This window comes from Amedibacillus sp. YH-ame10, from assembly GCF_053848885.1.
The window spans coordinates 29501-53709 of record NZ_JBSPFA010000016.1 but is presented as its reverse complement, the minus strand read 5'-3'; the positions used below and the strand labels follow the sequence as shown (position 1 = coordinate 53709).

Genomic DNA, 24209 nt, shown 5'->3' with positions numbered 1-24209 from the left:
TAATATAGACGTTATAAGACTAGGAGGAAAGCAGAACAATGACAACAAACAATCGTAATGAATGGCAAGGCTTTGAAGGTCGTATTTGGAAAGAAGAAGTGAACGTACGTGACTTCATTCAAAACAACTACAAACCATATGATGGGGATGAATCATTCTTAGCAGATCCAAGTGAGGCTACAAACAAATTATGGGGTGAACTTCAAAAGTTACAAAAAGAAGAACGCGCTAAGGGTGGCGTTTTAGATATGGAGACAGACATCGTATCTTCTTTAACTTCTTATGGTCCAGGGTATATTAGTGAGGCAATGAAAGAGTTAGAAACGATCGTTGGTTTACAAACAGATAAACCATTGAAACGTGCATTTATGCCTTATGGTGGTATTAAAATGAGTGAAGAAGCATGTACTACGTATGGTTATGAACCAAGCGCAAAGCTTCATGAAATCTTCCATGAATATCATAAGACTCATAACGATGCAGTTTTTCAATGTTATACACCAGAAATGCGTCAAGCTCGTAAATATAAAATCGTAACAGGACTTCCTGATACGTACGGCCGTGGTCGTATCGTAGGGGATTATCGTCGTATTGCATTATATGGTATCGATTATTTAATTGAACAGAAGCAAGTAGATTTAGCAAACTGTGGATGTGGAACAATGATGGATGATATCATTCGTCAACGTGAAGAATTGGCAGAACAAATCAAAGCATTAAAGGGTATGAAAGAAATGGCTGCTCTTTATGGATTTGATATCAGCAAACCTGCAGCAAATGCAAAAGAAGCAATGCAGTGGACATACTTTGGATATCTTGCGGCTATCAAAACACAAAATGGTGCTGCAATGTCTATTGGACGTGTATCTACATTCTTAGATATTTATATCGAACGTGATCTTGCAAGTGGAACATTAACGGAAAGTGAAGCACAAGAAATGGTGGATCACATGACCATGAAATTCCGTATGGTAAAATTTGCTCGTATTCCTTCTTACAACGAGTTATTCTCTGGAGATCCAGTTTGGGCAACTTTAGATGTTGCTGGATTAGGTATGGATGGACGTCACATGGTTACGAAAAGTGACTACCGTTTCCTTCATACATTAGAAAACATGGGTCCTTCACCAGAACCTAATCTAACTGTATTATATTCTTCTCATTTACCTGAAGCATTTAAAAATTATGCATCTCGTATTTCTATTGAGACAAGTTCTGTACAATATGAAAATGATGATGTAATGCGTCCTGTATGGGGAGATGACTATGCCGTTTGTTGTTGTGTGAGTGCGACACAGACGGGAAAAGAAATGCAGTTCTTTGGAGCTCGTGCAAACCTTGCGAAATGTTTATTATATGCCATCAATGGTGGTATGGATGAAAAAGCAAAAGTACAAGTTGGCCCACAATATACACCAATTACATCAGAATATCTAGATTACGATGAAGTTATGCAAAAATACGATATTATGATGGAATGGTTGGTAGACTTGTATGTGAATATTTTGAATTTGATTCAATATATGCATGATAAATATTACTATGAAGCTAGTCAAATGGCATTGATTGATACTGCTGTACGTAGAACATTTGCGACTGGTATTGCAGGATTCTCTCATGTTGTAGATTCTATTAGTGCGATTAAATACGCAAAAGTGAAAACAATCCGTGATGAAAGCGGACTTGTCATTGATTATGAAACAGAAGGAGATTTCCCACGTTATGGTAATGATGATGATCGTGCAGATGATATCGCTGTTTGGTTATTGAAGACATTCATTGGTAAAATCGAAAAACGTCACACATACCGTGATTCTGAGCCAACGACTTCTATCTTAACAATTACTAGTAATGTAGTGTATGGGAAAGCCACAGGAGCACTTCCTGATGGACGTAAAGCTGGCGCACCTTTAGCACCAGGAGCAAACCCTGCATATGGTGCAGAACAAAATGGATTATTAGCATCCTTAAATTCAGTTGCGAAACTTCCTTATGAATATGCACTTGATGGTATTAGTAATACACAAACAATCAATCCAGATGCATTAGGACACAATGCGCAAGAGCGTGTGAAAAACTTAATGAACGTGTTAGATGGTTATTTTGATCAAGGCGCACATCACTTAAATGTAAATGTATTTGGAATCGAAAAATTGAAGGATGCAATGGAGCACCCTGAAAAAGAAGAATATGCGAACTTTACAATTCGTGTATCTGGTTATGCAGTAAAATTCATTGATTTAACTCGTGAACAACAGATGGATGTAATTTCTAGAACTTGTCACGCAAGTATGTAACACAGCAAGGTCTATTTCTGTAAAGGAGATGGACCTTTCTTAAAAAAGGAGGCAACTTTATGTCAAGTATGGGAAGTGTACATTCATTTGAAACGTTTGGTTCTGTAGATGGACCTGGAGTACGTTTTGTAATCTTTTTAAATGGATGTAAGATGCGTTGTCAGTATTGTCATAATGTGGATACTTGGCAAATGAAAGAACGAAATTATACAAGTGATGAAGTTCTTGCGAAAGCATTGCGTTATAAGAGTTATTGGAAGAGTGATGGAGGAATCACCATAAGTGGTGGAGAACCTCTTTTACAAATAGATTTTATAACAGAGATTTTCAAAAAAGCAAAAGAAAAAGGGATACACACAACACTTGATACTTGTGGACAACCTTTTACAAGGGAAGAATCGTTTTTCTTCAAACTTGAAGAGTTGATGAAGTATACAGATTTAGTTTTATTAGACCTCAAACATATCGATGCAGAAAAGCATCGTGCTTTAACATCACAAAAAAATGAAAATATATTAGAATTTGCGAGTTATCTTGATTCTATCAAAAAACCAATTTGGATACGTCATGTACTTGTACCTAGCATCAATGATGATGAAGATTCATTACAAAGATTATCTACTTTTATAAAGACACTAAGCAATGTAGAGCGATTAGAAGTATTGCCATATCATACCTTAGGCTCTTACAAATGGGAAGAACTTAACATTCCATATGCTTTAAAAGGAATCCAACCTCCTACAAAAGAAATGATAGAAAAAGCAAACAAATTATTACATACTGATAATTATAAAACTTATGAAAAAAGATAGAAATTTCATTCTTATCTCTTCATATATGTAAAGTAAGATTTTCAATTCGTTTGAAAATCTTTTTTTAATAAGTGACTTTTTTGTTTTTGTAAACGTATATAGGGTGAAAGGAGGATAAGTGATGTCACAACAATTTGAAGAAAAGTATAAAGAATATAACAATACGCTTCATAAGATTTGTTTACTCCATTTAAAAAATGGAGAAGATGTAAAAGATGTATTGCAGAATACATTTCTGAAATTATGCTATCGTGCTCCTGCTTTTCAAGATAAAGAACATGAAAAAAGATGGTTGATACGAGTCGCAATCAATGAGTGTAAAAGCCATCAAAGGAGTTTTTGGCAAAAGAAAGTTACATTAGATGAAGAGATGATTTACGCTGACAAAGTTGCCGATTTAACGTTTCTTTATACCATTCAAAGCCTACCTTTCACTTATCGAAATGTAATCCACTTATTCTATTATGAGAGGTATTCGATCAAAGAGATTGCGGAGTTATTAGAAATTAGTGAATCTGCAGTTAAAATGCGTTTGAAAAGAGCAAAGGAAAAACTGAAATCAGAAATTGAGGAGGACTTATGAAAAAAACTTATCAAGAACGATTTAATGAAATCGATTTAAGAGATGATTATAAAGAGGATATTTTAAATAGTGTACTACATCATGAAGTGAAGAAAGAAGGAAGATTTTCTTTCAAACCACGTTATTTATTAGCACCATTGTTTGCACTAGCATTATTATCTGTACCATTTCTTACAGGTAACAACGTATTTGGCACCAAGAATAGTTTCACTATTCAAGCCAATGATGAATTCTATAAAATTGAAAAAAGTACACTTGAGATATTAAATACAGAATTGGCCACTCCTGGAGAGTTCGGCTTGAATTGTGAAACGGGTGAAATTACAACGCAGGTATTCGATTCACCGTTAACTGTATATTTTAAAGGGGATACTGTAAAATCAGTAACCTATACCATAGAGAATGCAAATTTTTACAAAATCAATGAAGCGTATAAAGATTTAAGTGACCCAATGTCAGCGATACGTCTTAATAATGGTAATGGAGGATTTATGTCAACCGAAAAGGAAAATCTTCATTATCAAGTAACCAATAGTGATAGTAGCGCTAATATATGGTGGTTTCCACTAGTGGATTTTGAAGGTTCAAATACTTCATCTGGTTCCGTTGGCAATCAAATTACGATTAAAAATGAAGACCAAGGAACGGTTCAAGGCTTGTATGGTTTTTCATTCAGATTGTATGTTGACAAGGAGTTGCTTAATTCAACAGTATATAGTGATGAAAGAAATGATGCTATCAATAAAGAAATAGTGAAAGCTATCAATAATTCCGTATTAGATGTACGTGTCGATTATAATGATGGTAGTTATGAAACTACACAGTTAAAATTTCATATAAATGAAAATAACAATATGCAGGTAACTGAGTAAATAGAGAAATAAGTAATAAATCTAATAAAAAGCACTCCTTTGCTTTTACCTTATTGTAAGGTAGTTGCAAAGGGTGCTTTTCTTATGATTTTAGTGATTCGCATCAATGTTTCGAATGCTTGGAATAAGATAGGAAACACATGTGAGGGCTATACTTCCCATTCCACAGATAATAAACCAAGCCTGTACACCGAGAGAATCTCCGAATATTGCAGAAAAGCTTAATCCGAGGGGCATAGCAAGGGAAGCAATACTGCCATATACCCCAAATGCTCTTCCAAGGTATTGTGGCTCTATTCGCTCTTGCATAAGTGCTGTTTGTGGTCCTGTATAAAATGGTACTGAAATTCCCATACCAATACATAAGAAAACAAAACATGGAAACATTGTGCTAGGCAGAATACCACTTACCAATATAGATATTCCCATCAAAGCTAGAGAGAATATCATAGAGGAACTGCGTTTGAATTTTACGCAACATGTTCCAAGGATGACACCACCCAGTAACATTCCAACAGAAAATGCAATCTCTGCAATTGATGCGCTCGTGGTTGTGCCCTGAAAATGTTCTATGCTAATGAGTGGAAATAATGCATTGATAGGGGAGTAAAAAAACATAAAGGCAGCTCCAATCCATAATAGAGCGTACAACCCTTTCTGTTTACGATAAATTTGTAGTCCCTCTTTTAGTTCATTTATGAAATGAGGGTTTTCGTGATGGGTAAGTGAGGGTTTGGGAATATGTACAAAGAGTACGAAGCCACTTGCTAATAATGCACCAACCACATCGAAGGCGACCATCACTTCCATTGAACAAATAGGATATAACACACCAGCCAAAGCTGTACCAATAATATAGCCAACGGTTTGGATAGATTGTGTATAACCACTACAGGATAGTAATTGATCTTCTGGAACTAATAAAGGGGTAACGGCACTTATAGCAGGTGTATGAAATGCAGTACCAATACTTCGTAGGCAAAGTATTATAATGATAAACCAAGCAGGAATCGTATGAAATAAGCCAACGATTACAATGAGCAAGGAAATGCCTGCAATATATAAATCTGCACAAATCATAACGAACTTGCGATTCCAGCGATCCACCAACACACCGACAAAACTTCCAAGAATTGCGGTTGGTAAAAAAGCCGCAATACTTGCGATTGATAAAACAAGTACTGATTTAGTTTGAAATGTGATATACCATATGAGAGCCATTTGTAAGATGGCACTTGTGATAATAGAAAAGAATTGTCCAATCCAGATTCTATAAAATTTTGTTTTCCAATTTGATTTCATTTTTAATTTTCTCCTTATTACAATGATGAAACATAAAAAACGAGTTATTGTAATAGGTCAACGTTTACTACATAACTCGTAGATTCAACGCAATCGTATGGAGAAGATAGTAGCTATTCTTTTCATAGGAGCACCTCCAGTTCATATCAATATAGGAAGTATATCATGATTTCCAAGGATATCGTAACAATTATCATAGGATAATGGAAGAGGAAACACCGCCTATACTTGTGAAGATAATCACTAAGTAGTAGGTTGTACAAGCGCTTTCATGGGTTTATAATGATGACAGAGAGTGGGTGATGATTTTGAATATCGAACAGAATCTATTACGCAAGCATCCTCGTATTGGGTTTGCAGAAGGTGCGCATCCAGAGGTTATAAAAGCGGCAGTTCGCCATGAAAACGGAGGGGTTATTATACCTGTTTTGATTGGTGATAAGAAAGAAATTTTAAAAAGTGCTAAGGAGATAGATGTAGATATCAGTGGGGTTGAAATTGCGGATGCTACGAATTTCCCTAACAAAGCTGAGATGGTGGATGAAATGATCACCATTCAACGTGGACGTTGGAGTAAAGAAGAGTGCATGGAAAAACTTCAGGACTTGAATTACTTTTCAACAATGTATCTTGAAGCGGGTTATATCGATGGACTTGTTGGAGGTGTGAAAGCGACAACTGCACAGACGATGCGTCCAGCTTTACAACTTATTAAAACTGCACCGCAAGAAAGAATCGTATCCAGTTGTGTTTTGTTGGAACGAGGAGAGGTTGTTTATATCATGGGGGATTGTACATTGAATGTAAATCCCAATGTGGATGAACTAGTTGAAATTACATTACAGTGTGCTCGTACTGCTAGACAATTTGGAATCGAACCTAAAGTTGGATTACTTTCTTATTCCTCTTTTGGCTCAGGAAGTGGAGTCAGTGTAGATAAAGTGCGTGAGGCAGTTACACATTTGAAACGTATGCCTTTGGATTTTGAAGTGGATGGAGAGATTCAAGCAGATACTGCAATTTCACCAACTGTCGCAAGTATTAAAGCGAAGGGTTCTACCTTAGCGGGACATATGAACACATTAATTTTTCCAAATATAGATGCAGGAAATATCACATATAAAATTGCGGTGGAGTTGGGTGGGTTTAAAATGTTTGGACCAATTTTACAGGGTTTAAAGAAACCTGTGAATATATTGACACGCTTAACTCATGAAGATACTATTTATTCAATTGCGTTAATTACGGGTATACAAGCGATAGAAGCAAATAGAAGCGTGTAAGAATGCTTCTATTTTTTGCCTAAGTACAAGGAAATCTATCTATAAAATTCTTGTTCATTCTTGTGGTACAGTATAGAAAAGGCAAATTTGCGGAAAAGAGGATATGATGAAACGTTTATTAAGTTGTAGTTCTAGTGAAATATTATCTATGAATGGCGCAGAATTAAAAGCAGCGATTATGGCAAGTGAGGGAAGAACAGTATTAACAGAAACCGTGTCTACAGTTCAACCGATGTTAGGCTCAATTTCCAATGCGGAACTAGCGGCATCCTTTGGTTCTGATATGGTATTGTTGAATGGATGTGATGTATTTCATCCAACTATTTATGGAATTCCTGAAAGTGATGATCCAATTCGTACGTTACGCGAATTATCTGGACGTCCAATTGGAGTGAATTTAGAACCCGTTGATATGGATGCGAACATGATGGAATCCCGTATAGAAATAGCAAAAGGTAGAACAGCATGCGAGGAAACGTTTAAGGAAGCTGAAAGATTAGGATTTAATTTTATATGTTTGACAGGTAATCCTGGAACTGGTGTTAGCAATGTGAAAATCGCAGAAGCAATCAAATGTGCAAAACAATACTTTCATGGATTGATTATTGCGGGGAAGATGCATGCGGCTGGTGTGGATGAGCCTGTTATTGATTTGGAAAGTATGGATGCTTTTATAAAGGCTGGTGCAGATGTTATCTTGATGCCTGCATGTGGAACTGTGCCAGGGCTACAAGAACGTGAAATTCATGAAGCGTGTGAGCGTATACGTAAAGCAGGAGCTTTGAGTATGAGTGCAATTGGGACTTCTCAAGAAACAAGTGATCCAGAAACAATTCGTGAGTTTGCGTTATCTAGTAAACGTGCTGGTATTGATATTCAGCATATTGGAGATGCTGGATGGGGTGGTATCGCGATGCCAGAGAATATTATGACGATGTCCATTGCGATACGTGGAAAACGACATACATATTTTAAAATGGCACAATCTGTAAAACGTTAATAAAATTAAGCTAATAAAACCTCTCTATGACACATATATCTATAGTGTGAGCATATAAGTTTTCTTAAACTAACATATGTGGTAGGATACAGATAGAAAGAGAGGTTTTATTTATGAATATTACATTTAAAGGAAATCCAGTTACATTAGTAGGCAAACAATTGCAGGTGAATGATGTAATGCCGTGTTTTCCATTAGTGAAAAATGATTTAAGTGAACTTCGTTGCGAAGAAGGAAAACGTATTTATTTGAGTGTACCTTCTTTAGATACAGGCGTATGTAGCATGGAAGTTGCGAAGTTTATGGAATATATGAAAGCTTATAGTGATGTATTGTGTTATAGCGTGTCTATGGATTTACCTTTTGCGTTAGAGCGTTGGTGCCAAGCAAAAGAAAATGAACAAGTAATTACAACAAGTGATTATAAATATCGTGAATTTGCGAAAGCGACTGGAACATTAGTAGAAGAGTTAGGATTACTAACTAGAGCGGTATTCGTTGTGGATGAAAACAATGTGATTCGTCATGTTGAATATCTTGCGGAAATTGCGAATGAACCAAACTATGATGCAATTTTAAACGCAGTAGCAACTCTTTAAAGACTAGACATTTATGTTTAGTTTTTTTATGTTTGAATGAATCCGTATTATATAGAGTATGTTTATTTGATGGTTTTATAAAACATTTTGCTTCGTCTTTTTGTGTACACAGTGACTTAGTTTGCTGGATATTTGTATTTGCCTACGAGATAAAAGCCCCATACCATTTGTCCTATGTTTCATAGTATGAAACGAAAGGAGAGTGTACATGGCAAAAGTCATCGTTTATGATGTTTATACACAGGCATTACAGACCTTTCAGTTAAATGAAAGTGATCCTATGCCTTATTCTTATGATCGCTCATTAACAGTTGGGGAGTTTCGTGGATCTTCTCGCTCTAGCGTACTATGGACAACCAATGCGGCAATGGAGTCATGGAATGCGACAAGACGAACATATGGCGCACCGATTCCAGTTCGTTATGCGTTTAAACGAATTTGGGAAGGAGGGCATGGTAGGCAATCGCAACATTATGCAGGGGTGTCCTTTGATGTAGGACAAGCGCTTTCCCAAGCGGAGAGAAATAAGATTTATAACACTGCAAGAAGGCTGGGTGTTTGGTCTTATGTAGAACCTATTAGTATGACACCTACTTGGGTGCATTTCGATAAGCGTTATGGAACACCTGCATGTAGTGCTGGTTATCCAACCGTGCGACTTGGAAGTCGTGGGGTGTATGTACTTGTTTTGCAAGATGCATTGAATGCATTGGGGTATTCCACATATACCTTAGATGGGGTCTTTGGAAACAATACTAGAAATGCGTTAATCGCATATCAAAGAAACAATGGGTTAGGTGGAGATGGTATTGCAGGATGTGCTACATGGACAAGGATTGTGAACGAGGTTGTAGGGATTGGCAGAACACCTACTGTTATTGAACCATAGAAAACGACGATAGTATCGTTGTTTTTTTTCGAAAATGAAAACTTTATGAAAAAATATATAGAAGAATGGTATAATTATAGGTAAATAGAAATAAATTTTTTTTCTAAGAATGAGAAGAATCGAAAGATGTTTGATACGTGATAAGGAGAGCAGTGTTATGAGGAAACGATATAGTAGAATAGTATCGCTCTTGCTCATATTGGTAATTGTGATGTGTGGATGTGGCGATTCCAAAACATACCCAAGTGAATATGAAGAATCTCCAAGTCCAACGCTTGAGGAATTAAAGTTGCCGCAAGCATCTGGTGGTCAAGTGATGGGAGATAGTCAGGGTATTGTTAGCATCGATGTTAGCAATGTGAATCAAGGTTACCTATGCGCTACCTTGCAAAGAGATCCGGGTAAGAAAGTGAAACTTTCCATTACTAAGGATGATGCGGGTAATAGCCCATATGATTTAATGGTTGTAGGTAAAAATGAAACATTTCCTTTTGCATCAGGAAGTGGTACATATCTTGTTCGGATTTTATTGAATACAACAGGGGATATGTATTCTGTGTTGTTTACGCAGTACATAGATGTAGCGTTAGAAAATGAACAAATTCCGTTTCTATACCCAAATCAGATTGTAGATTATAATGCGGATAGTAAAACTATACAGAAAGCATTTGCGTTAACAAAAGATGATACAACGGTATTACAAAGAATTGCGACTTTATATAATTATGTTGTTGATACAATTGAATACGATGATGAGAAAGCAGATCAAGTAGATGATATTTATGTATTACCAGTGGTTGATGAGACACTGGATACAAAGAAAGGGATTTGTTTCGATTATGCTGCTTTATTGACAGCTATGTTACGCTCTCAACAAATTCCCACGCGACTTGTAACTGGCAATACATCCATTGAGTATCATGCATGGGTGGAAGTTTATCTTCCTGAAAAGGGATGGATAAGTGCAGATGTATTATTGAATTCAAAGAAATGGTCAAGAATGGATCCGACGTTTGCGGCTAGTAGATCAGATTATGAAGACGGATATGAAGATAAATACTACTATTAGTGAGGAGAAGAGCTATGAAAAAATTTAATAATGAAGAAGCTTTTGAGTTTTGTACGCAAATGACCATGATTTTATCTTCTGGACTTAGTGTTCAAGAGGGATTAGAAATTATCATGGAAGATAGTGATAATAAACTTATGAAAGAGGCTTGTAAACAAATTCATGAAGAAGTGGTTGCGCAAGGTTCCTTTTATCAAGCCATAAAGGATCATGAATGCTTTGATGACTATATGAAACAAATGGTCAAAATAGGAGAAGTTAGTGGGCATTTAGATAATGTAATGAAAGAACTTTCTGCTTACTATGAACGTGCATACGATTTGTCAAAGCAATTACGTGAAGCGTTATTTTATCCATTTGTATTATTGTTCATGATGTGGGTAGTGGTTGGTATTATTATGTGGAAGGTATTACCAATATTTACGAATGTTTTAGAGAATATGGGTTCTCCTTTACCAGAGAGTGCTACTATGATGATGCAATTTGGTTCTGGGTTTGCGATTGTAAGCTTTGCGATATTAACGGTGTTATTATTACTTGTTTTATATGTAGTTTTACGTGTGCGTAAGGGAGAAGGAAATGGCGCAACATTTCTTTCTAAATTCTTTCTAACAAAACGTTTGTTTCATAATATATCCATGGCACGTATGACGTATGCATTCTCCTTGTTTATTTCTGGAGGATTTGATATTGAAGATTCTTTATCCTATTTACCTGGTATTGTTGATGAAGAACTTACAAAAGAAAAAATTATAGCATGTATGCAAGGGATGAAAGAAGGAGAGTCCTTTGAAACGATGATTCAAAAAGTACATTTGTATGATGGTGCATATGCGAATATGATTATAACTGGATTTCATAGTGGGAAAAGTGATGACGTAATGAAAAAGATATCGTTACTTTATGAGAAAGATGTAGATCATAGTATTAGTTCTTTCTTAAATACCATTGAACCAGTAATTGTAGTCTTCCTGTCTTTGATTGTAGGGGTAATATTGCTTTCTGTAATGTTGCCTTTGATGAGTATCATGACATCTTTGGGTTAATATGAAGAAAACATATATTATACAAGGAATGATATTTTTTCTACTAATTGTGATTTTCTTGTATGGGTTTCAAACTGCAGATATAGGGATGTCAAAGGAAGACGGCAAACGTGCAGAAGAGGCTATTCAAAAGGCCGCAAGAGAATGCTATAGTATCGAAGGAGCGTATCCTAAAGATATTGCATATTTGAAGAAGCATTATGGACTTTTTATCCAAGAAGATAAGTATATGATTCGTTATAAGTATATCGCATCCAACATCATGCCTGAGATGGACGTATATCCAAAAGGAAGAGGTGAATGAATATGAGGCAACGACATTCGATTGATTTGTTGTTTTCCTTATCCTTGTTCATGGTCTTTGTGATTTGTTCATTTCTTGTGTTGTTATTACAAACGAATGGGTATCATCAGATCATTGAAAGTGGTAAAAAAGTAGAAAGTATTCATACTCCACTTGCTTATGTTCAAACACAATTGAGAGTAAGTGATGAACGAGATGCAATTGATGTATTTGAAAGTGGTAGTATACAAGGGATTCAGATTAAAGAAACTGTATCAAAGAGTACGTTGTATATTTATGAAGATAATCATAAATTAAAAGAACTTCGCATTTTGGATACTGTGGAACCAGATTTTACGACTGGAACTACATTATTTGATATCCGTGAATTTAAAGTAGTGAAAAACGAAAAGAAGATAATTCTTTCTATGCGTGATAAACATCAGCAAGAACAGACATTAACAATTGCATTACATTGTGATTAGGAGGACGACATATGAATGGACAACATTCCAGTAAAACCATATCTTTTTTAATGGAACTTATCTTCGTATTGTTCTTTTTTACAATTGCTAGTGCGATTAGTGTGTTTGTCATTGTGAATGCAAAAGAGAAAAACGAACAAGCTATTGGTCTTCGAAATGCAATGTTCTATGGAAAAAACTTGATTGCTAATCAAGAGGAACAAGATATAGCAAAGTATTTAGAGAAAGATAGTTTTTACTTGGATGCTAAAGGGAATCCAACGGAACAAGAAAATAAGTATAAAGTTACTATAAAAAGAAGTGAGATAAATGGGCTTGAAAACAAAGAACATTGTATTATGTCTTTGGCTCAAGGGGATGTAAAAACAGAATTATCATTCCTTCTAGATAAGGGGGAACAAGAATGAAAAAGACAAAAAGAAACGTTCAGATAGGGCTAGGCGCATCTTCTATTCTTATGATATTCGTGGTATTATGTATGATGATTTTATCTGTATTGGCATACAATCAGGCCAAGCAGAATTATGATATAGCGAAACGAGAAGCTGTTTATGAAGAAGCTTATAGGAAGGCAGATACAAAAGCTAGTATTTTGTATGAAGTATTAAATACGTATGTGAAAGAAGATGGTTTATTAGATAAGACGTTAGCACGTCTTGATGTACAAGAACAATTTCAAAGTGAAGATGTTCAATACGAACTACAAAATCAAACCATAAGTATACATATCAAAGTAAACGCACAACAATCTTTACAAGTGGTACTTGAACAAGTAGGGGATGAAGTGATTTCAAATAGTTGGAAACTTATTTCGACAGGAGGGCAAACGACATGATCAGTATAGAAGAAATGCTACATCAAGCGATTCAAATGAACGCTTCCGATATCTTCTTGGTAGCAGGTCATCCATATGCATTTAAAGTAAATGGTACCATCATTTCTGTGGGTGAAGATAAATTAAAACCAGAAACAACAGCATCTTTAATTAAAGAAATTTATGGTTATGTTGTACAAAATCGATATGAAGATTTTATTCAGAAAAAGGATGATGATTTTTCATTTTCTATTCCTGATGTTGGGAGATTTCGTTGTAATGTATATATGCAACGTAATTCTCAAGCAGCTGTATTACGTGTTGTGACATTTGATTTACCAGATCCTGTAAAACTTGGTGTTCCAGAAGTTATTACAAATTTATCTTCTGTTAAGAAAGGTTTAATTCTAGTAAGTGGTCCAGCAGGCAGTGGGAAGTCTACGACGCTTGCTTGTATCATTGATAAAATCAATCAGAATAGAAATGTTCATATCATAACAATTGAAGACCCTATTGAGTTCTTACACAGTCATAAACAAAGCATTGTATCACAACGAGAAGTGTATCATGATACGCAAGACTATTTAAACGCCTTACGCAGTGCTTTGCGTGAAGCACCAGAGGTAATACTGGTAGGAGAGATGCGAGACCTTGAAACGATCAATGTATCTGTTACAGCGGCTGAAACAGGTCATCTTATTCTTTCAACACTTCATACCGTAGGTGCAGCGAATACTGTGGATCGTATGATTGATGTATTTCCACCTTCCCAACAACAACAAATACGTGTTCAACTTTCTATGACACTTCATGCGGTTGTGAGTGAACAGTTGGTTCCGACACTTGATGGAGGAATTGTTCCAGTATTTGAAATTATGATTGCGACTCCAGCAATTCGTACTCAAATTCGAGAGGGTAAGATTCATCAAATTGATAACTCTATTGTTGCTGGTAAAGAACAAGGGATGCAATCGATGGATGAAAGCTTGTTTGATTTGTATCAGAAAGGAATCATCTCGAAAGATACTGCTGTATTGTATGCAAATAATGCAGAAAGAATGTCGAAGAAAATTTCATAGAATTGAATAAGTATATAAAGTAGGAAGCTAGGTATGATGTATAGTATCTAGCTTTTTCAATGGAAAAGTAAAAAAAACCGAACACATTGTGTCGGCTTTATTGTTTACATGGAGCAGTTAAGCTACAAGTTACGAACTAGCTTCTCTTTCTATGATAATTATATATTAAATTCTATCAAATTTCAACGGTAATATAGATTATATTAAATAAAAATGATATAATATAACAAATATACAAATAGTAATTTGTGGGGAGTTTTAGAATGAATAATAATGCTTGGAAATGTCCGTATTGTGGAAAAAATTATGCAAATGAAAATCAATTACATTCTTGCAAAGTATATACAGTAGAAGAATTATTAAATGGTAAGGATGTTAAGGTAATAGAATTATATAATCTTCTAGTTGAATTTTTATCAAAGTTAGGAGAGGTTAAGGCAAATATAAATGGTACTTCTGTTCATTTTAGTAATGCAGGACACTTTTCAGCAGTACAGATTAAACAAAATAAATTAAGATTTAATTTTGTAACAGATGAAGAAATAATATCCGAAAGATTTGTAAAGTTTAATAAGTTTTCTAAAAATAGAATGGATTATGTTATAGAAATTTTTAATGCAAAAGATTTAGACAATGAACTTTTAGAATGGTTAAGACACGCATACAAGTTAAAAGGATAATATTATTTAGTTAAGTGAAAGAGAGGAATGTATTATGAAAGAAATTCTATTAACAGTATTGGTAGGAATTATTGTAGCAAGTATAGATATATTGCCAATGATTAAAATGAAACTTGATAAGTATGCAATATCATCTGCATTTACATTTTATTTTGTTATGCCATTTATTATTTACAATTTAACATTATTAGAAAATGTATGGTGGCTAAAAGGTGGATTCATTACACTTGTGTTATCTATTCCCACAACAATTCTTATAGCAAAGGCAGATAAAAAAGGTTGTATTCCGGTAGTTATTATGTCTGTTGTGCTTGGAACTTGCATTGGTATAGCTGGACATTTTTTAGGTTTAATGTAGAGATAAATTACAATTTATCGATTAGATTTATATAGAATCTTATAGACTAAAGACAATGCTACTTTGCATTGTCTTTGTCGGTTTTATCAGGTAATAAATAATACGTTTTTATATCTAGTATTATATCATTGAGATTAGTAATGGTTTTTCTTAAAAACTTTTCATCTTCCACATAACCAATCATATGCATTCTAACTGCAATTTGATTGATTACATTTCCAACTTTTCTAATGGAATTTAGTGATTCATAAAATTCTTCTGGTGGTTTTTCTTTTGGCTTAAAATCTTCTAGTAAAGAACGTATCAAAGCGGAATATGTTAGTCCTGTTTTTTTAGCTTTCCTCTCCATCATTTGCTTTTCATCGTGATCTAGGTATACATTAAATTTCCAATTTCTTTGTCTCATTTTTTTCTCATCCTTTCTTTTTTATCAGGGATTGGGGTTTCCTCATATATGAATTTGTGTGGGAGAACAAATTCAGTGCTGGCTAGTACATCTAAAATATACTTGTCCTCACATATCTTATATAAATATCAGTTCTTTTAAGATAATTTCTTCAGCCATATTTTTATAATTATTTATCAGTTTTACCCATTCAAGCTGATTTAATTCTTTGCTTTTTTCAGCCAGTTTTTTATCTAACTTTTTGTAATTTTCCATTAAAGTTTGTAGTAATAGTTCAGCTTCATTACTAACTGAAACAAGATGATTTATTAGTTCATTTGTCATAAGCAACGTAGTATAAAGTGTCTTATTATTTTCTTTCAGATAGTTAAGTCTTAATCTTCCATACTTGTTAATATCTTTATTACTTTGCTTTTTTAGAGTTAAATTTGGCAATTCATAATCTCCAATTCTTGTATATTCTAATTTCATTTTTTCATCATTTCCTTTCCTATTTTTTAATTTATTTTCTTATGATTTTGGTATTAAGATAAGTTGGTCAATAATATTTTTATTTTCAATATATGGACAACATATTATTCCATCTTCATAAAAATGTTCTTGTAATAGTGTCATATATATTTTTAAATCTAGTTCCGAATATTCTTCTTTTTCAATTCTTGTACTAGAGAAAATATAATAATTATCTTGTAATTTTTCTCTTTCCTTTTTTGTAATTGCTTCTTTATAAATAAAACCTATTTTGTTATTTTGCAAAATATCATTCAAATATTCTAAATATTCATTACTGCTTTTTGAAATAAATTCATCTGTAAATTTTATATTAGTAATTTCAATATTATAGTTTTTATCTCTTGCTATTTCTAAAGAAGTCATGAGTTTGCTAATCATTTCTTTCTTGGCTTTTCTATTCAAACTATCAAATAGAAACGTAAAACCTAACTTATTTTTAAAAATAACTTCATCATTTTCCACTTTACAATTTAGCTTACTCAATAATTCTAGTGTGTAATCTTTAAAGTCATCATCTGGATCAAGTAGTTTCTTTTTCTTGTCTAGCTTATCAATTTCTTTTTTGATAACATCATTTTTATGATTGATTGTTTCAACATTAAGTGATGAAGATAAATATAAATCCACTAACTTTTTCTCTTGCAATTTTAACTTTTCAATAGCCTTATCTATATCTTTAATATCATTTGTTTTGGTAGAATTACAAAAGATAATTTCATTATCCATATCATACATATATCTTGTTAATTCATTTAACATGCGACTTAATTTTTGCTCAATTTTATCTGAACTGTAATGAAGTCCTTTTGATTTACAATTAGGATTTTTACAAGTTAAATGATAATATACTTTTTCTTTTGCTGTGCCACTATGTTTGAATGAATTGGTAGAAGATAGTAGTTTTCCACAGTCAGGACACTTTACAATACCAGTAAATAAATGAATATGTTCCCCATAATTGGAATGCTTATTTTTCTCTAAATTCTTTCTAGTAATAATACAAGTCTTCTCATCAATAATTGGCTCACAATAGTTTTCTACTCTTAAAATATCTTGTGGTTTTCTTTTGTATTTACCATACTCATATATACCAATATAAGTAGAATTAGTAAGTATCTTATAAACTCTGTCGGCTTTCCATTTGCCTTGCTTTAAATAGGTGTTATTCTCTTTTAGAATGGTTGCTATACCTCTTGTTGATTTACCTTCTTTACATAGTTTAAATATCTCTTTAACAATTTGTGCTTCAATTGGTTCTATCTCCAAATGTCCTGTTTCTTTATTTCTAATATAGCCATAAGGTGCCTTTGCTGGGTGCACTTTTTCAAGTGCCATTTCTTCCATAGCCCTTTTAGTTCTTGCTCCAATTTCTTTTCTTTCCCTTTGTCCAAAAACTAAATTCATACCAAATATCATCTCACCATTAGCAGTAGACACGTCATAAGGCTCTAGTATTAGTTCTATCTTAACATCGTGTTCTTCACAGTAATTCAGTAGCCAAAAACCATCATAATTGTTTCTTGTAAGTCTATCTACTTTGATAGCTACTAACTTATCAATTTTCTTTGACTTAATATCTTTTAGTAATCTTTGCATTTCTGGTCTTAATAAATCTTTTCCAGAATGTCCTGCGTCGTTATACATATCAACAATAGTATAATCATTTTTCTCACAGTGTTCCTTAATCATACGAAGCTGTGAATCAATCGAATAACCATTATCTCTTTGGTCATCTGTTGAAACTCTTACATAAATTCCACATCTCATAAAAATCATCTCCTCACTTGTTTCCTCACTAAAAGGAAAAATTGCAAGTCTAAATTTGAAAAAACTTTACTTTTCTATTAGTTTCCTAACTAAAATGGTGTTTTACGAAGTTAAATTGTAAAATCTCTTCATATGTTTCCTCACTGAAACTAAAAAAGTAAAGTCTAAATTTTGATTTTCTTTAAAATTTGTATAATTTCTTTCAGATTGTATTTTTGATGATATTCTTTAATGTAGAATGGTTTACTACTAATTTCATTGACTTGGTATTCTAGTATAGTAAGAGTAATTGGATATGTAATTTGATATTCTGTTGGTGTAATAACTTGTAGATTAGTGTTTAGTAAGTGCTTGATTTTACCTTTTTTTACTTTGTAAGTGTAGTTTTTAATGATTTCTAGTATTTCAGTATTTGGCTTTAATTCTTCGATTACCTTAAATTCAAGCATAAAAAATGTCCTCCTTCCTAGAAAGAGAACATCGTTTTATATAAAAATAAAACTCACGATACCATATTGGTTCGTAAGTTGTCTTCAAATGGAGCGGGTGATGAGAATCGAACTCACGTAGTCAGCTTGGAAGGCTGAAGTTCTACCATTGAACTACACCCGCATTTCTATTGCCTTAATAATATACAATAAATTGATTATAATTTCAATACTTTTCGTAAAAAAAGTATAAAAAAGTTTCGCTTTGTGAACGAAACTTTTTTGAGATTATTATTTATGCGGGATTACATTAATGATTCTATCCGCAAGTACAGTGAAAGGCATCGTTTGTAACCAAACTTTTCCTGGTCCTTGTAAGGTAGCTAAGAAGAAACCTTCTCCACTTAGGAATTTGTTCTTCAATCCTTTTACGGTTGTGATTTCAAATTGTACAGACTCTTCGAAGATGGCAACATATCCTTGATCCACTTTAATCAATTCTCCAGGTGCTAATTCTTTTTCTACAACATCTCCATCGATTTCTAAGAAGACAGTTCCAGGTCCTTGGATTTTTTGCAAGATAAATCCTTCTCCACCGAAGATTCCTGCACCTAAACGTTTTCTAAAGAATGTAGTCAATTGAATGGTATCTTCTGCAGCAAGGAATGCAGATTTTTGTACTATTTTTGATTCCCCTTCTGCAAGAGTAAGGGCTACAATCTTTCCAGGAAAACTAGAACCAAAAGCAATTTCTGCTTGATCACGAGGACTTGTATACGTAGTCATGAAAATAGATTCTCCACTAAATGCACGTCCGATACCTTTCATCAGACCTCCACGAGTATTGCTATCCATATCAAAACCATCATCCATCCAACACATACCACCAGATTCTGTAAACATCTTTTCGTTCTTGTCTAATTTACAGACAACAACAGGGAGTTGTCCCCCAACGATTTCATATTTCATAAGGTTACCTTCTTTCTATAATGTAATCATATAGGATAAATATGTATTATTCAATGAAATTATGCGTATTGGAAATAAATATTGTAATTCTTTTTAAAAAGACATAAACTTATACTAGGTGATTATATGAAAATAGGAATTATAGGGCTAGGAAAAATAGCCAAACGTGTAGCAAAAGGAGTACAGTATGCACATAATGCTGAACTGTATGCTGTTGCAAGTAGAAATTTAGAGAATGCAAATGAATTTAAAGAGAACTTTGGGGCAAGTGTTGCATATGGAAGTTATGAAGAGCTTTTATCTGATGATAACGTAGAACTCGTATATATATGTACTCCAAATGTATTACATAAAGAACATATTATGTTGTGTTTAAAATATCGTAAACATGTATTATGTGAAAAACCTTTTGTAAGTAATCAAGAACAATTACAAGAGTGTTTTTCATATGCCAAACAACAAGGATGTTTCTTGATGGAAGCCGAAAAAACGTTGTTTACACCATTGAATCAGAAATTGAAAAAGATGGTAGAAGAAGGTGTGATTGGTAAATTACGCTATATTGAAGCAGGGTATTGTACCAAAATGGATGTAGAAGAATATCCAAAAGATAGCTGGTTGTTTCGAAAAGAAGATGGTGGAAGTTTTTACGATGTAGGTGTGTATCCGATTTGTTATGCCAACCTTTTTGCGAATGCTTCTTTAGCGCATGTAGAAGTGATGAAACAAAATAGTGCTTATGCAGGTATCGATATACTTACGCAAGCAATGTTGGGGTATGAAAATGGTGTGATGGCATACGTTAGAAGTAGTTGGGGAGTAGATATGATCAATCAAGGATATCTATATGGAGATGAGGGTGTTATCATAACAGAAAATTTTTGGAAATCAACAAGTGCAATCCTCAGAAAAGACGGGAAAGATACACGTATTGAAGTTTCTATGGAAAGTGATTTTACGGGAGAAATTGAACATGCTGTGGATTGTATACAACAAGGATATTTACAAAGTCCGATTCTTTCTCAAGAACGAAGTGAACAAATTATGAAAGTTTTAGAAGAAATGCATGTGTGCAATTGCGTTCATGAGGAAAAAAGTGTAAAATAACCATAAGAAATTTGGAGGAATAGATATGAAAATTGAAACAAAGTGTCTGCATGCGGGTTATGAACCAAAAAATGGAGAACCTAGAGTATTGCCGATTGTACAAAGTACAACGTATGTATATGATAGTGCTGCTGAAGTAGCAGCAATCTTTGATGATCCAACAAAAGGATTGTGTTATTCAAGATTTGGAAATCCAACAGTTATGGCAGTAGAAGAAAAAATTGCGGCTTTAGAAGGTGGCGTTGGAGCGATGTGTACAACATCTGGACAAGCTGCGACTTTGTTGTCTATTTTGAATATTTGTGAAGCAGGAGATAGTATTGTTAGTACTCCTCAAATTTATGGGGGAACAATCAATTTATTTTCATTTACGTTAAAGAAATTAGGAATTGAATGTATTTACGTAGACGCTGCTTCTAGCGATGAAGAAATTAAAGCGGCTTTCAAACCTTCTACAAAATTGGTGTTCGGAGAAACCATCGCAAATCCAGCACTGACTGTGTTTGATATTGAACGATTTGCGAAGATTGCGCATGATATGAAGGTTCCATTGATTATGGATAATACATTTGCAACTCCAATCTTATGTAATCCATTTGAATTTGGAGCGGATATTGTGATTCATTCTACAAGTAAATACATGGATGGTCATGCTGTTCAAGTTGGTGGTGTTATTGTAGATAGTGGGAAATTTGATTGGACAAATGGAAACTTCCCATCTCTTTGTGAACCAGATGAATCATATCATGGAATTTCCTATACACAATCATATGGGAATATGGCATATATCATCAAAGCGAGAATGCAATTGATGAGAGATTTTGGGGTGTATCCAGCAGCTCACTCAGCGTTCTTATTAAACTTAGGACTAGAAACATTACATGTACGTATGAAACAGTATTGTGAAAATGCAATGGTTGTGGCGAAATATTTAGAAGCGAGCGATAAAGTGGAAAGAGTCATTTATCCTGGATTAGAATCGGATGCAAATTATGCACTCGCTCAAAAATACTTAAAAGGTTGTAGTGGTGTTATCTCTTTTATCATTAAAGGTGGAAGACCAGTTGCAGCAAAATTCATGGATTATTTAAAACTTGCGTCCAATGAAGTTCATGTGGCAGATATTCGTACGTGTGTTCTTCATCCAGCAAGTGAAACACATCGTCAATTAAGTGATGAACAACTTGTGGCAGCGGGTATTGATGGAGGAATGGTTCGTTTCTCTGTTGGACTTGAAAACGTAGAAGATATCATCGATGATTTAAAACAAGCATTTGCACAGATTTAGTTAAAGAGGTGAAGAGTAGTGCCAATCAATATACCAAATGGCTTACCAGCAAAAGAGATACTGGAAAGTGAAAAAATATTCGCATTAGAAGAAGAAGTCGCAAACCATCAGGATATTCGTCCGTTAAAGATTGCAATTTTGAATCTTATGCCTAAGAAGATTGAAACAGAAACACAGATTCTTCGTTTGATTTCAAAATCACCTTTACAGGTAGATATTGATTTTATGAAGGTAGGGAATCATGTTTCAAAAAATACAAGTGCAGACCATCTTCTAAAATTCTATGATGATTTTGAAGTGTTAAAACATAACAATTACGATGGTTTAATTATTACGGGAGCACCTGTAGAGCACTTGGAATATGAAGATGTTGATTATTGGGAAGAGTTATGTGAAATCATGGAATGGAGTAAACATCATGTGTTTTCAACCATTCATATTTGTTGGGGAGCACAAGCTGGATTGTATTATCACTATGGAATTCAAAAACATGTGTTAGAAGATAAAGTGTTCGGTATCTTTCCACAGATTTTATGTGATGAATACAATTTCTTAACCAATGGATTTGATGAACTACATAATACTCCACATTCTCGTCATACAGCGATTGATGAAGATGCTCTTTCAAAGATTAATACACTAGAAGTTTTATCGAAATCAGATGTCACAGGATCCAATATCGTTGCGACGAAAGATTTTCGTGAAGTATATATCTTGGGACATTTAGAATATGGAAAAGAAACATTATCACAAGAATATTTCCGTGATTTAAATCAAGGAAAGCCAATTCAAATTCCATTCAATTATTTTCCAGAGGATGACCCCGAAAAAGAACCTGTCTTTAAATGGCGTTCTCATGCGAATTTGTTGTATCGTAACTGGTTAAATTATGTGTATCAAATGACACCATTTGATTTAAATGATATTAAATAGCTGATGTATTGGCTATTTTTTTATTTTGTTGGATTTCATTATTTTTGATTACGTTGTATAATACATACAGAGAATGTAGACTAACTAGAGGAAAAAGGAGAGATAACATTATGGAATTTAGGGTGTTAAATGAGAATTACAAACCATCTTTATTAGGGTTTGGATGTATGCGATTTCCACTTGATCAAGATGGGAAGATTGATGAAGTAGAAGCTGAAAGAATGTTGGACCATGCGATTGTAAATGGAGTAAACTATATCGATACTGCTTTTCCATATCATGGAGGAGATAGTGAACCATTTGTAGGAAGAGTTTTGAAGAAGTATGAGCGTTCTAGTTATTATTTGACCACTAAGATGCCATTGTGGAATGTTGAAACATTAGAAGAAGCCAAAGCAATGTTTGAAAACCAATTGAAACGATTGGATGTAGACTATGTAGATTTTTATTTATTGCATGCAATGGATAAAGAAAAATGGGAAAAAGCAAAAGCATTGGGTGTTGTTACATATTGTGAGGAATTAAAAGCGCAAGGGAAGATACGAAATCTAGGTTTTTCCTTTCATGATGAATATGAAGTATTCGAAGAAATGTTAACGTATCGTACATGGGATTTCTGTCAAATCCAATACAATTATATAGATACAGATATTCAAGCAGGAGATAAAGGATATGAGTTAACTGAAAAGATGGGTGTACCAGTTATCATTATGGAACCAATCAAAGGTGGTTCCTTATCCTTTTTACCTGAAGATGTAGCTTGTAAATTTACAGACTATGCACCAGATAAAAGTATTTCATCTTGGGCGCTTCGTTGGGTAGGAAGTAAGCCAAATGTAAAAGTTATCTTAAGTGGAATGTCTACCTTTGCGCAAGTGGAAGATAATTTACGAACATTTGATCAATTTCAACCGTTGCATGCGGAAGAAGAGATGTTAGTGAAAGAAGTTGCGAAAACAATCAAAGAAAGAACAATGAATGGTTGTACGGGATGTGAATATTGTATGCCTTGTCCATTTGGTGTACAAATTCCTAAAAACTTTAAACTTTGGAATGAATATTCCAAATATAGAAATCAACCAGCTACCCATAAAGCATATTTTGATACGATGCAAGAGCAAGAACGAGCAGCAAACTGCCAACAATGTGGGAAATGTGAAACCTTATGTCCACAACAAATTCATATTCGCGAAGATTTAAAACAAATGCATCAAGATATGATAACAAAAGTTAAATAATCTTTTCTCGCAGATGAATGCAAGGCATTTGTCTGCTTTTTCTATGCTCTCATGGGTATTTGTGCTTACCAACTTGTAGGCATATGGATACACTAGGCATAGGAGGGAA

General features: G+C 34.0%; 27 protein-coding genes and 1 tRNA gene. 21 read left to right on the top strand and 7 right to left on the bottom strand.

Going from position 1 to position 24209, the window contains the following annotated elements; genetic code table 11:
- Positions 1 to 38: 38 nt before the first annotated feature.
- The 4 genes from pflB to ACWG42_RS08420 all read left to right on the top strand — a co-directional run bounded on the left by pflB (position 39) and on the right by ACWG42_RS08420 (position 4564).
- Positions 39 to 2297: a formate C-acetyltransferase gene (gene pflB / locus ACWG42_RS08435; protein WP_455791517.1), complete on the top strand. Its 2259-nt coding sequence runs from the start codon at positions 39 to 41 to the stop codon at positions 2295 to 2297.
- Between the two features lie 59 nt (positions 2298 to 2356).
- Positions 2357 to 3109 carry a pyruvate formate-lyase-activating protein gene (gene pflA, locus ACWG42_RS08430; protein ID WP_455791515.1) on the top strand — a complete coding sequence of 251 codons (753 nt, stop codon included), beginning with the start codon at positions 2357 to 2359 and terminating at the stop codon, positions 3107 to 3109.
- Positions 3110 to 3230: 121 nt separating this feature from the next.
- Positions 3231 to 3692 (top strand): RNA polymerase sigma factor, encoded by a 462-nt coding sequence (locus ACWG42_RS08425; protein WP_455791513.1) that lies wholly within the window; start codon positions 3231 to 3233, stop codon positions 3690 to 3692.
- Positions 3689 to 4564: a hypothetical protein gene (locus ACWG42_RS08420; RefSeq protein ID WP_455791511.1), complete on the top strand. Its 876-nt coding sequence runs from the start codon at positions 3689 to 3691 to the stop codon at positions 4562 to 4564. The genes ACWG42_RS08425 and ACWG42_RS08420 overlap by 4 nt, the downstream gene beginning before the upstream one ends.
- Positions 4565 to 4654: 90 nt before the next feature.
- On the opposite strand, the gene ACWG42_RS08415 is transcribed toward ACWG42_RS08420, so the two are convergent.
- Positions 4655 to 5866, bottom strand: a complete 1212-nt coding sequence (locus tag ACWG42_RS08415) for an MFS transporter (RefSeq protein ID WP_455791510.1) — start codon at positions 5864 to 5866, stop codon at positions 4655 to 4657.
- Positions 5867 to 6168: 302 nt separating this feature from the next.
- On the opposite strand from ACWG42_RS08415, the gene ACWG42_RS08410 reads away from it, so the two are divergent.
- The 13 genes from ACWG42_RS08410 (at position 6169) to ACWG42_RS08350 (ending at position 15451) form a co-directional block, all read left to right on the top strand.
- Complete coding sequence (locus tag ACWG42_RS08410; protein ID WP_455791508.1) at positions 6169 to 7149, top strand: phosphotransacetylase; 981 nt, start codon at positions 6169 to 6171, stop codon at positions 7147 to 7149.
- Positions 7150 to 7255: 106 nt separating this feature from the next.
- Entirely contained in the window at positions 7256 to 8149 is an 894-nt protein-coding gene (locus tag ACWG42_RS08405) for a DUF7916 family protein (RefSeq protein ID WP_455791507.1), read from the top strand.
- Between the two features lie 113 nt (positions 8150 to 8262).
- Positions 8263 to 8748, top strand: a complete 486-nt coding sequence (gene tpx, locus ACWG42_RS08400) for a thiol peroxidase (RefSeq protein WP_455791506.1) — start codon at positions 8263 to 8265, stop codon at positions 8746 to 8748.
- Between the two features lie 208 nt (positions 8749 to 8956).
- Positions 8957 to 9637 (top strand): peptidoglycan-binding domain-containing protein, encoded by a 681-nt coding sequence (locus ACWG42_RS08395; RefSeq protein WP_455791504.1) that lies wholly within the window; start codon positions 8957 to 8959, stop codon positions 9635 to 9637.
- Between the two features lie 157 nt (positions 9638 to 9794).
- Positions 9795 to 10706 (top strand): transglutaminase-like domain-containing protein, encoded by a 912-nt coding sequence (locus tag ACWG42_RS08390; protein ID WP_455791503.1) that lies wholly within the window; start codon positions 9795 to 9797, stop codon positions 10704 to 10706.
- Positions 10707 to 10720: 14 nt separating this feature from the next.
- Positions 10721 to 11752, top strand: a complete 1032-nt coding sequence (locus ACWG42_RS08385) for a type II secretion system F family protein (RefSeq protein ID WP_455791501.1) — start codon at positions 10721 to 10723, stop codon at positions 11750 to 11752.
- A 1-nt stretch (position 11753) separates the two neighbouring features.
- A complete protein-coding gene (locus tag ACWG42_RS08380) occupies positions 11754 to 12056 on the top strand; it encodes a hypothetical protein (protein ID WP_455791500.1) in 303 nt (100 codons plus the stop codon).
- Complete coding sequence (locus ACWG42_RS08375) at positions 12053 to 12520, top strand: DUF4860 domain-containing protein (RefSeq protein WP_455791499.1); 468 nt, start codon at positions 12053 to 12055, stop codon at positions 12518 to 12520. Before ACWG42_RS08380 ends, ACWG42_RS08375 begins: the two co-directional genes overlap by 4 nt.
- Positions 12521 to 12531: 11 nt before the next feature.
- Positions 12532 to 12927, top strand: a complete 396-nt coding sequence (locus ACWG42_RS08370; RefSeq protein ID WP_455791497.1) for a hypothetical protein — start codon at positions 12532 to 12534, stop codon at positions 12925 to 12927.
- A complete protein-coding gene (locus tag ACWG42_RS08365) occupies positions 12924 to 13355 on the top strand; it encodes a hypothetical protein (protein ID WP_455791496.1) in 432 nt (143 codons plus the stop codon). Before ACWG42_RS08370 ends, ACWG42_RS08365 begins: the two co-directional genes overlap by 4 nt.
- Positions 13352 to 14413, top strand: coding sequence for a type IV pilus twitching motility protein PilT (locus ACWG42_RS08360; protein ID WP_455791495.1), 1062 nt, complete (start codon positions 13352 to 13354; stop codon positions 14411 to 14413). Before ACWG42_RS08365 ends, ACWG42_RS08360 begins: the two co-directional genes overlap by 4 nt.
- Positions 14414 to 14676: 263 nt before the next feature.
- Entirely contained in the window at positions 14677 to 15093 is a 417-nt protein-coding gene (locus ACWG42_RS08355; RefSeq protein ID WP_455791494.1) for a DUF5655 domain-containing protein, read from the top strand.
- Positions 15094 to 15127: 34 nt separating this feature from the next.
- Positions 15128 to 15451: a hypothetical protein gene (locus ACWG42_RS08350; RefSeq protein ID WP_455791492.1), complete on the top strand. Its 324-nt coding sequence runs from the start codon at positions 15128 to 15130 to the stop codon at positions 15449 to 15451.
- Between the two features lie 58 nt (positions 15452 to 15509).
- Here ACWG42_RS08350 and ACWG42_RS08345 read toward each other — a convergent pair whose 3' ends face one another.
- The 6 genes from ACWG42_RS08345 to ACWG42_RS08320 all read right to left on the bottom strand — a co-directional run bounded on the left by ACWG42_RS08345 (position 15510) and on the right by ACWG42_RS08320 (position 19534).
- Positions 15510 to 15857 (bottom strand): plasmid mobilization protein, encoded by a 348-nt coding sequence (locus ACWG42_RS08345; RefSeq protein ID WP_455791490.1) that lies wholly within the window; start codon positions 15855 to 15857, stop codon positions 15510 to 15512.
- Positions 15858 to 15974: 117 nt separating this feature from the next.
- Positions 15975 to 16328 carry a TnpV protein gene (locus ACWG42_RS08340; protein ID WP_455791489.1) on the bottom strand — a complete coding sequence of 118 codons (354 nt, stop codon included), beginning with the start codon at positions 16326 to 16328 and terminating at the stop codon, positions 15975 to 15977.
- Positions 16329 to 16367: 39 nt separating this feature from the next.
- Positions 16368 to 18137 carry a recombinase family protein gene (locus ACWG42_RS08335; RefSeq protein WP_455791488.1) on the bottom strand — a complete coding sequence of 590 codons (1770 nt, stop codon included), beginning with the start codon at positions 18135 to 18137 and terminating at the stop codon, positions 16368 to 16370.
- 164 nt (positions 18138 to 18301) lie between these two features.
- On the bottom strand, positions 18302 to 18586 hold the full coding sequence (locus tag ACWG42_RS08330) for a hypothetical protein (RefSeq protein WP_455791487.1): 285 nt from the start codon (positions 18584 to 18586) through the stop codon (positions 18302 to 18304).
- An 89-nt stretch (positions 18587 to 18675) separates the two neighbouring features.
- Positions 18676 to 18749, bottom strand: a tRNA-Gly gene (locus ACWG42_RS08325).
- 107 nt (positions 18750 to 18856) lie between these two features.
- On the bottom strand, positions 18857 to 19534 hold the full coding sequence (locus ACWG42_RS08320; RefSeq protein WP_455791486.1) for a TIGR00266 family protein: 678 nt from the start codon (positions 19532 to 19534) through the stop codon (positions 18857 to 18859).
- Between the two features lie 126 nt (positions 19535 to 19660).
- On the opposite strand from ACWG42_RS08320, the gene ACWG42_RS08315 reads away from it, so the two are divergent.
- The 4 genes from ACWG42_RS08315 to ACWG42_RS08300 all read left to right on the top strand — a co-directional run bounded on the left by ACWG42_RS08315 (position 19661) and on the right by ACWG42_RS08300 (position 24100).
- Positions 19661 to 20641, top strand: coding sequence for a Gfo/Idh/MocA family protein (locus ACWG42_RS08315; RefSeq protein WP_455791485.1), 981 nt, complete (start codon positions 19661 to 19663; stop codon positions 20639 to 20641).
- A 25-nt stretch (positions 20642 to 20666) separates the two neighbouring features.
- Entirely contained in the window at positions 20667 to 21929 is a 1263-nt protein-coding gene (locus tag ACWG42_RS08310; protein WP_455791483.1) for an O-acetylhomoserine aminocarboxypropyltransferase/cysteine synthase family protein, read from the top strand.
- 18 nt (positions 21930 to 21947) lie between these two features.
- Positions 21948 to 22862, top strand: coding sequence for a homoserine O-acetyltransferase MetA (gene metA / locus ACWG42_RS08305; RefSeq protein ID WP_455791482.1), 915 nt, complete (start codon positions 21948 to 21950; stop codon positions 22860 to 22862).
- A 110-nt stretch (positions 22863 to 22972) separates the two neighbouring features.
- The gene (locus tag ACWG42_RS08300) at positions 22973 to 24100 is read left to right on the top strand and encodes an aldo/keto reductase (protein ID WP_455791481.1); all 1128 of its coding nucleotides are present in this window, start codon (positions 22973 to 22975) and stop codon (positions 24098 to 24100) included.
- Positions 24101 to 24209 lie beyond the last annotated feature (109 nt).

What these genes read in the sequence shown, in the direction of transcription:
- pflB (WP_455791517.1), top strand. Translation starts at nt 39, where the DNA reads ATGACAACAAACAATCGTAATGAATGGCAAGGCTTTGAAGGTCGTATT.
- pflA (WP_455791515.1), top strand. Translation starts at nt 2,357, where the DNA reads ATGTCAAGTATGGGAAGTGTACATTCATTTGAAACGTTTGGTTCTGTA.
- ACWG42_RS08425 (WP_455791513.1), top strand. Translation starts at nt 3,231, where the DNA reads ATGTCACAACAATTTGAAGAAAAGTATAAAGAATATAACAATACGCTT.
- ACWG42_RS08420 (WP_455791511.1), top strand. Translation starts at nt 3,689, where the DNA reads ATGAAAAAAACTTATCAAGAACGATTTAATGAAATCGATTTAAGAGAT.
- ACWG42_RS08415 (WP_455791510.1), bottom strand. Translation starts at nt 5,866, where the DNA reads ATGAAATCAAATTGGAAAACAAAATTTTATAGAATCTGGATTGGACAA.
- ACWG42_RS08410 (WP_455791508.1), top strand. Translation starts at nt 6,169, where the DNA reads ATGATTTTGAATATCGAACAGAATCTATTACGCAAGCATCCTCGTATT.
- ACWG42_RS08405 (WP_455791507.1), top strand. Translation starts at nt 7,256, where the DNA reads ATGAAACGTTTATTAAGTTGTAGTTCTAGTGAAATATTATCTATGAAT.
- tpx (WP_455791506.1), top strand. Translation starts at nt 8,263, where the DNA reads ATGAATATTACATTTAAAGGAAATCCAGTTACATTAGTAGGCAAACAA.
- ACWG42_RS08395 (WP_455791504.1), top strand. Translation starts at nt 8,957, where the DNA reads ATGGCAAAAGTCATCGTTTATGATGTTTATACACAGGCATTACAGACC.
- ACWG42_RS08390 (WP_455791503.1), top strand. Translation starts at nt 9,795, where the DNA reads ATGAGGAAACGATATAGTAGAATAGTATCGCTCTTGCTCATATTGGTA.
- ACWG42_RS08385 (WP_455791501.1), top strand. Translation starts at nt 10,721, where the DNA reads ATGAAAAAATTTAATAATGAAGAAGCTTTTGAGTTTTGTACGCAAATG.
- ACWG42_RS08380 (WP_455791500.1), top strand. Translation starts at nt 11,754, where the DNA reads ATGAAGAAAACATATATTATACAAGGAATGATATTTTTTCTACTAATT.
- ACWG42_RS08375 (WP_455791499.1), top strand. Translation starts at nt 12,053, where the DNA reads ATGAATATGAGGCAACGACATTCGATTGATTTGTTGTTTTCCTTATCC.
- ACWG42_RS08370 (WP_455791497.1), top strand. Translation starts at nt 12,532, where the DNA reads ATGAATGGACAACATTCCAGTAAAACCATATCTTTTTTAATGGAACTT.
- ACWG42_RS08365 (WP_455791496.1), top strand. Translation starts at nt 12,924, where the DNA reads ATGAAAAAGACAAAAAGAAACGTTCAGATAGGGCTAGGCGCATCTTCT.
- ACWG42_RS08360 (WP_455791495.1), top strand. Translation starts at nt 13,352, where the DNA reads ATGATCAGTATAGAAGAAATGCTACATCAAGCGATTCAAATGAACGCT.
- ACWG42_RS08355 (WP_455791494.1), top strand. Translation starts at nt 14,677, where the DNA reads ATGAATAATAATGCTTGGAAATGTCCGTATTGTGGAAAAAATTATGCA.
- ACWG42_RS08350 (WP_455791492.1), top strand. Translation starts at nt 15,128, where the DNA reads ATGAAAGAAATTCTATTAACAGTATTGGTAGGAATTATTGTAGCAAGT.
- ACWG42_RS08345 (WP_455791490.1), bottom strand. Translation starts at nt 15,857, where the DNA reads ATGAGACAAAGAAATTGGAAATTTAATGTATACCTAGATCACGATGAA.
- ACWG42_RS08340 (WP_455791489.1), bottom strand. Translation starts at nt 16,328, where the DNA reads ATGAAATTAGAATATACAAGAATTGGAGATTATGAATTGCCAAATTTA.
- ACWG42_RS08335 (WP_455791488.1), bottom strand. Translation starts at nt 18,137, where the DNA reads ATGAGATGTGGAATTTATGTAAGAGTTTCAACAGATGACCAAAGAGAT.
- ACWG42_RS08330 (WP_455791487.1), bottom strand. Translation starts at nt 18,586, where the DNA reads ATGCTTGAATTTAAGGTAATCGAAGAATTAAAGCCAAATACTGAAATA.
- ACWG42_RS08320 (WP_455791486.1), bottom strand. Translation starts at nt 19,534, where the DNA reads ATGAAATATGAAATCGTTGGGGGACAACTCCCTGTTGTTGTCTGTAAA.
- ACWG42_RS08315 (WP_455791485.1), top strand. Translation starts at nt 19,661, where the DNA reads ATGAAAATAGGAATTATAGGGCTAGGAAAAATAGCCAAACGTGTAGCA.
- ACWG42_RS08310 (WP_455791483.1), top strand. Translation starts at nt 20,667, where the DNA reads ATGAAAATTGAAACAAAGTGTCTGCATGCGGGTTATGAACCAAAAAAT.
- ACWG42_RS08300 (WP_455791481.1), top strand. Translation starts at nt 22,973, where the DNA reads ATGGAATTTAGGGTGTTAAATGAGAATTACAAACCATCTTTATTAGGG.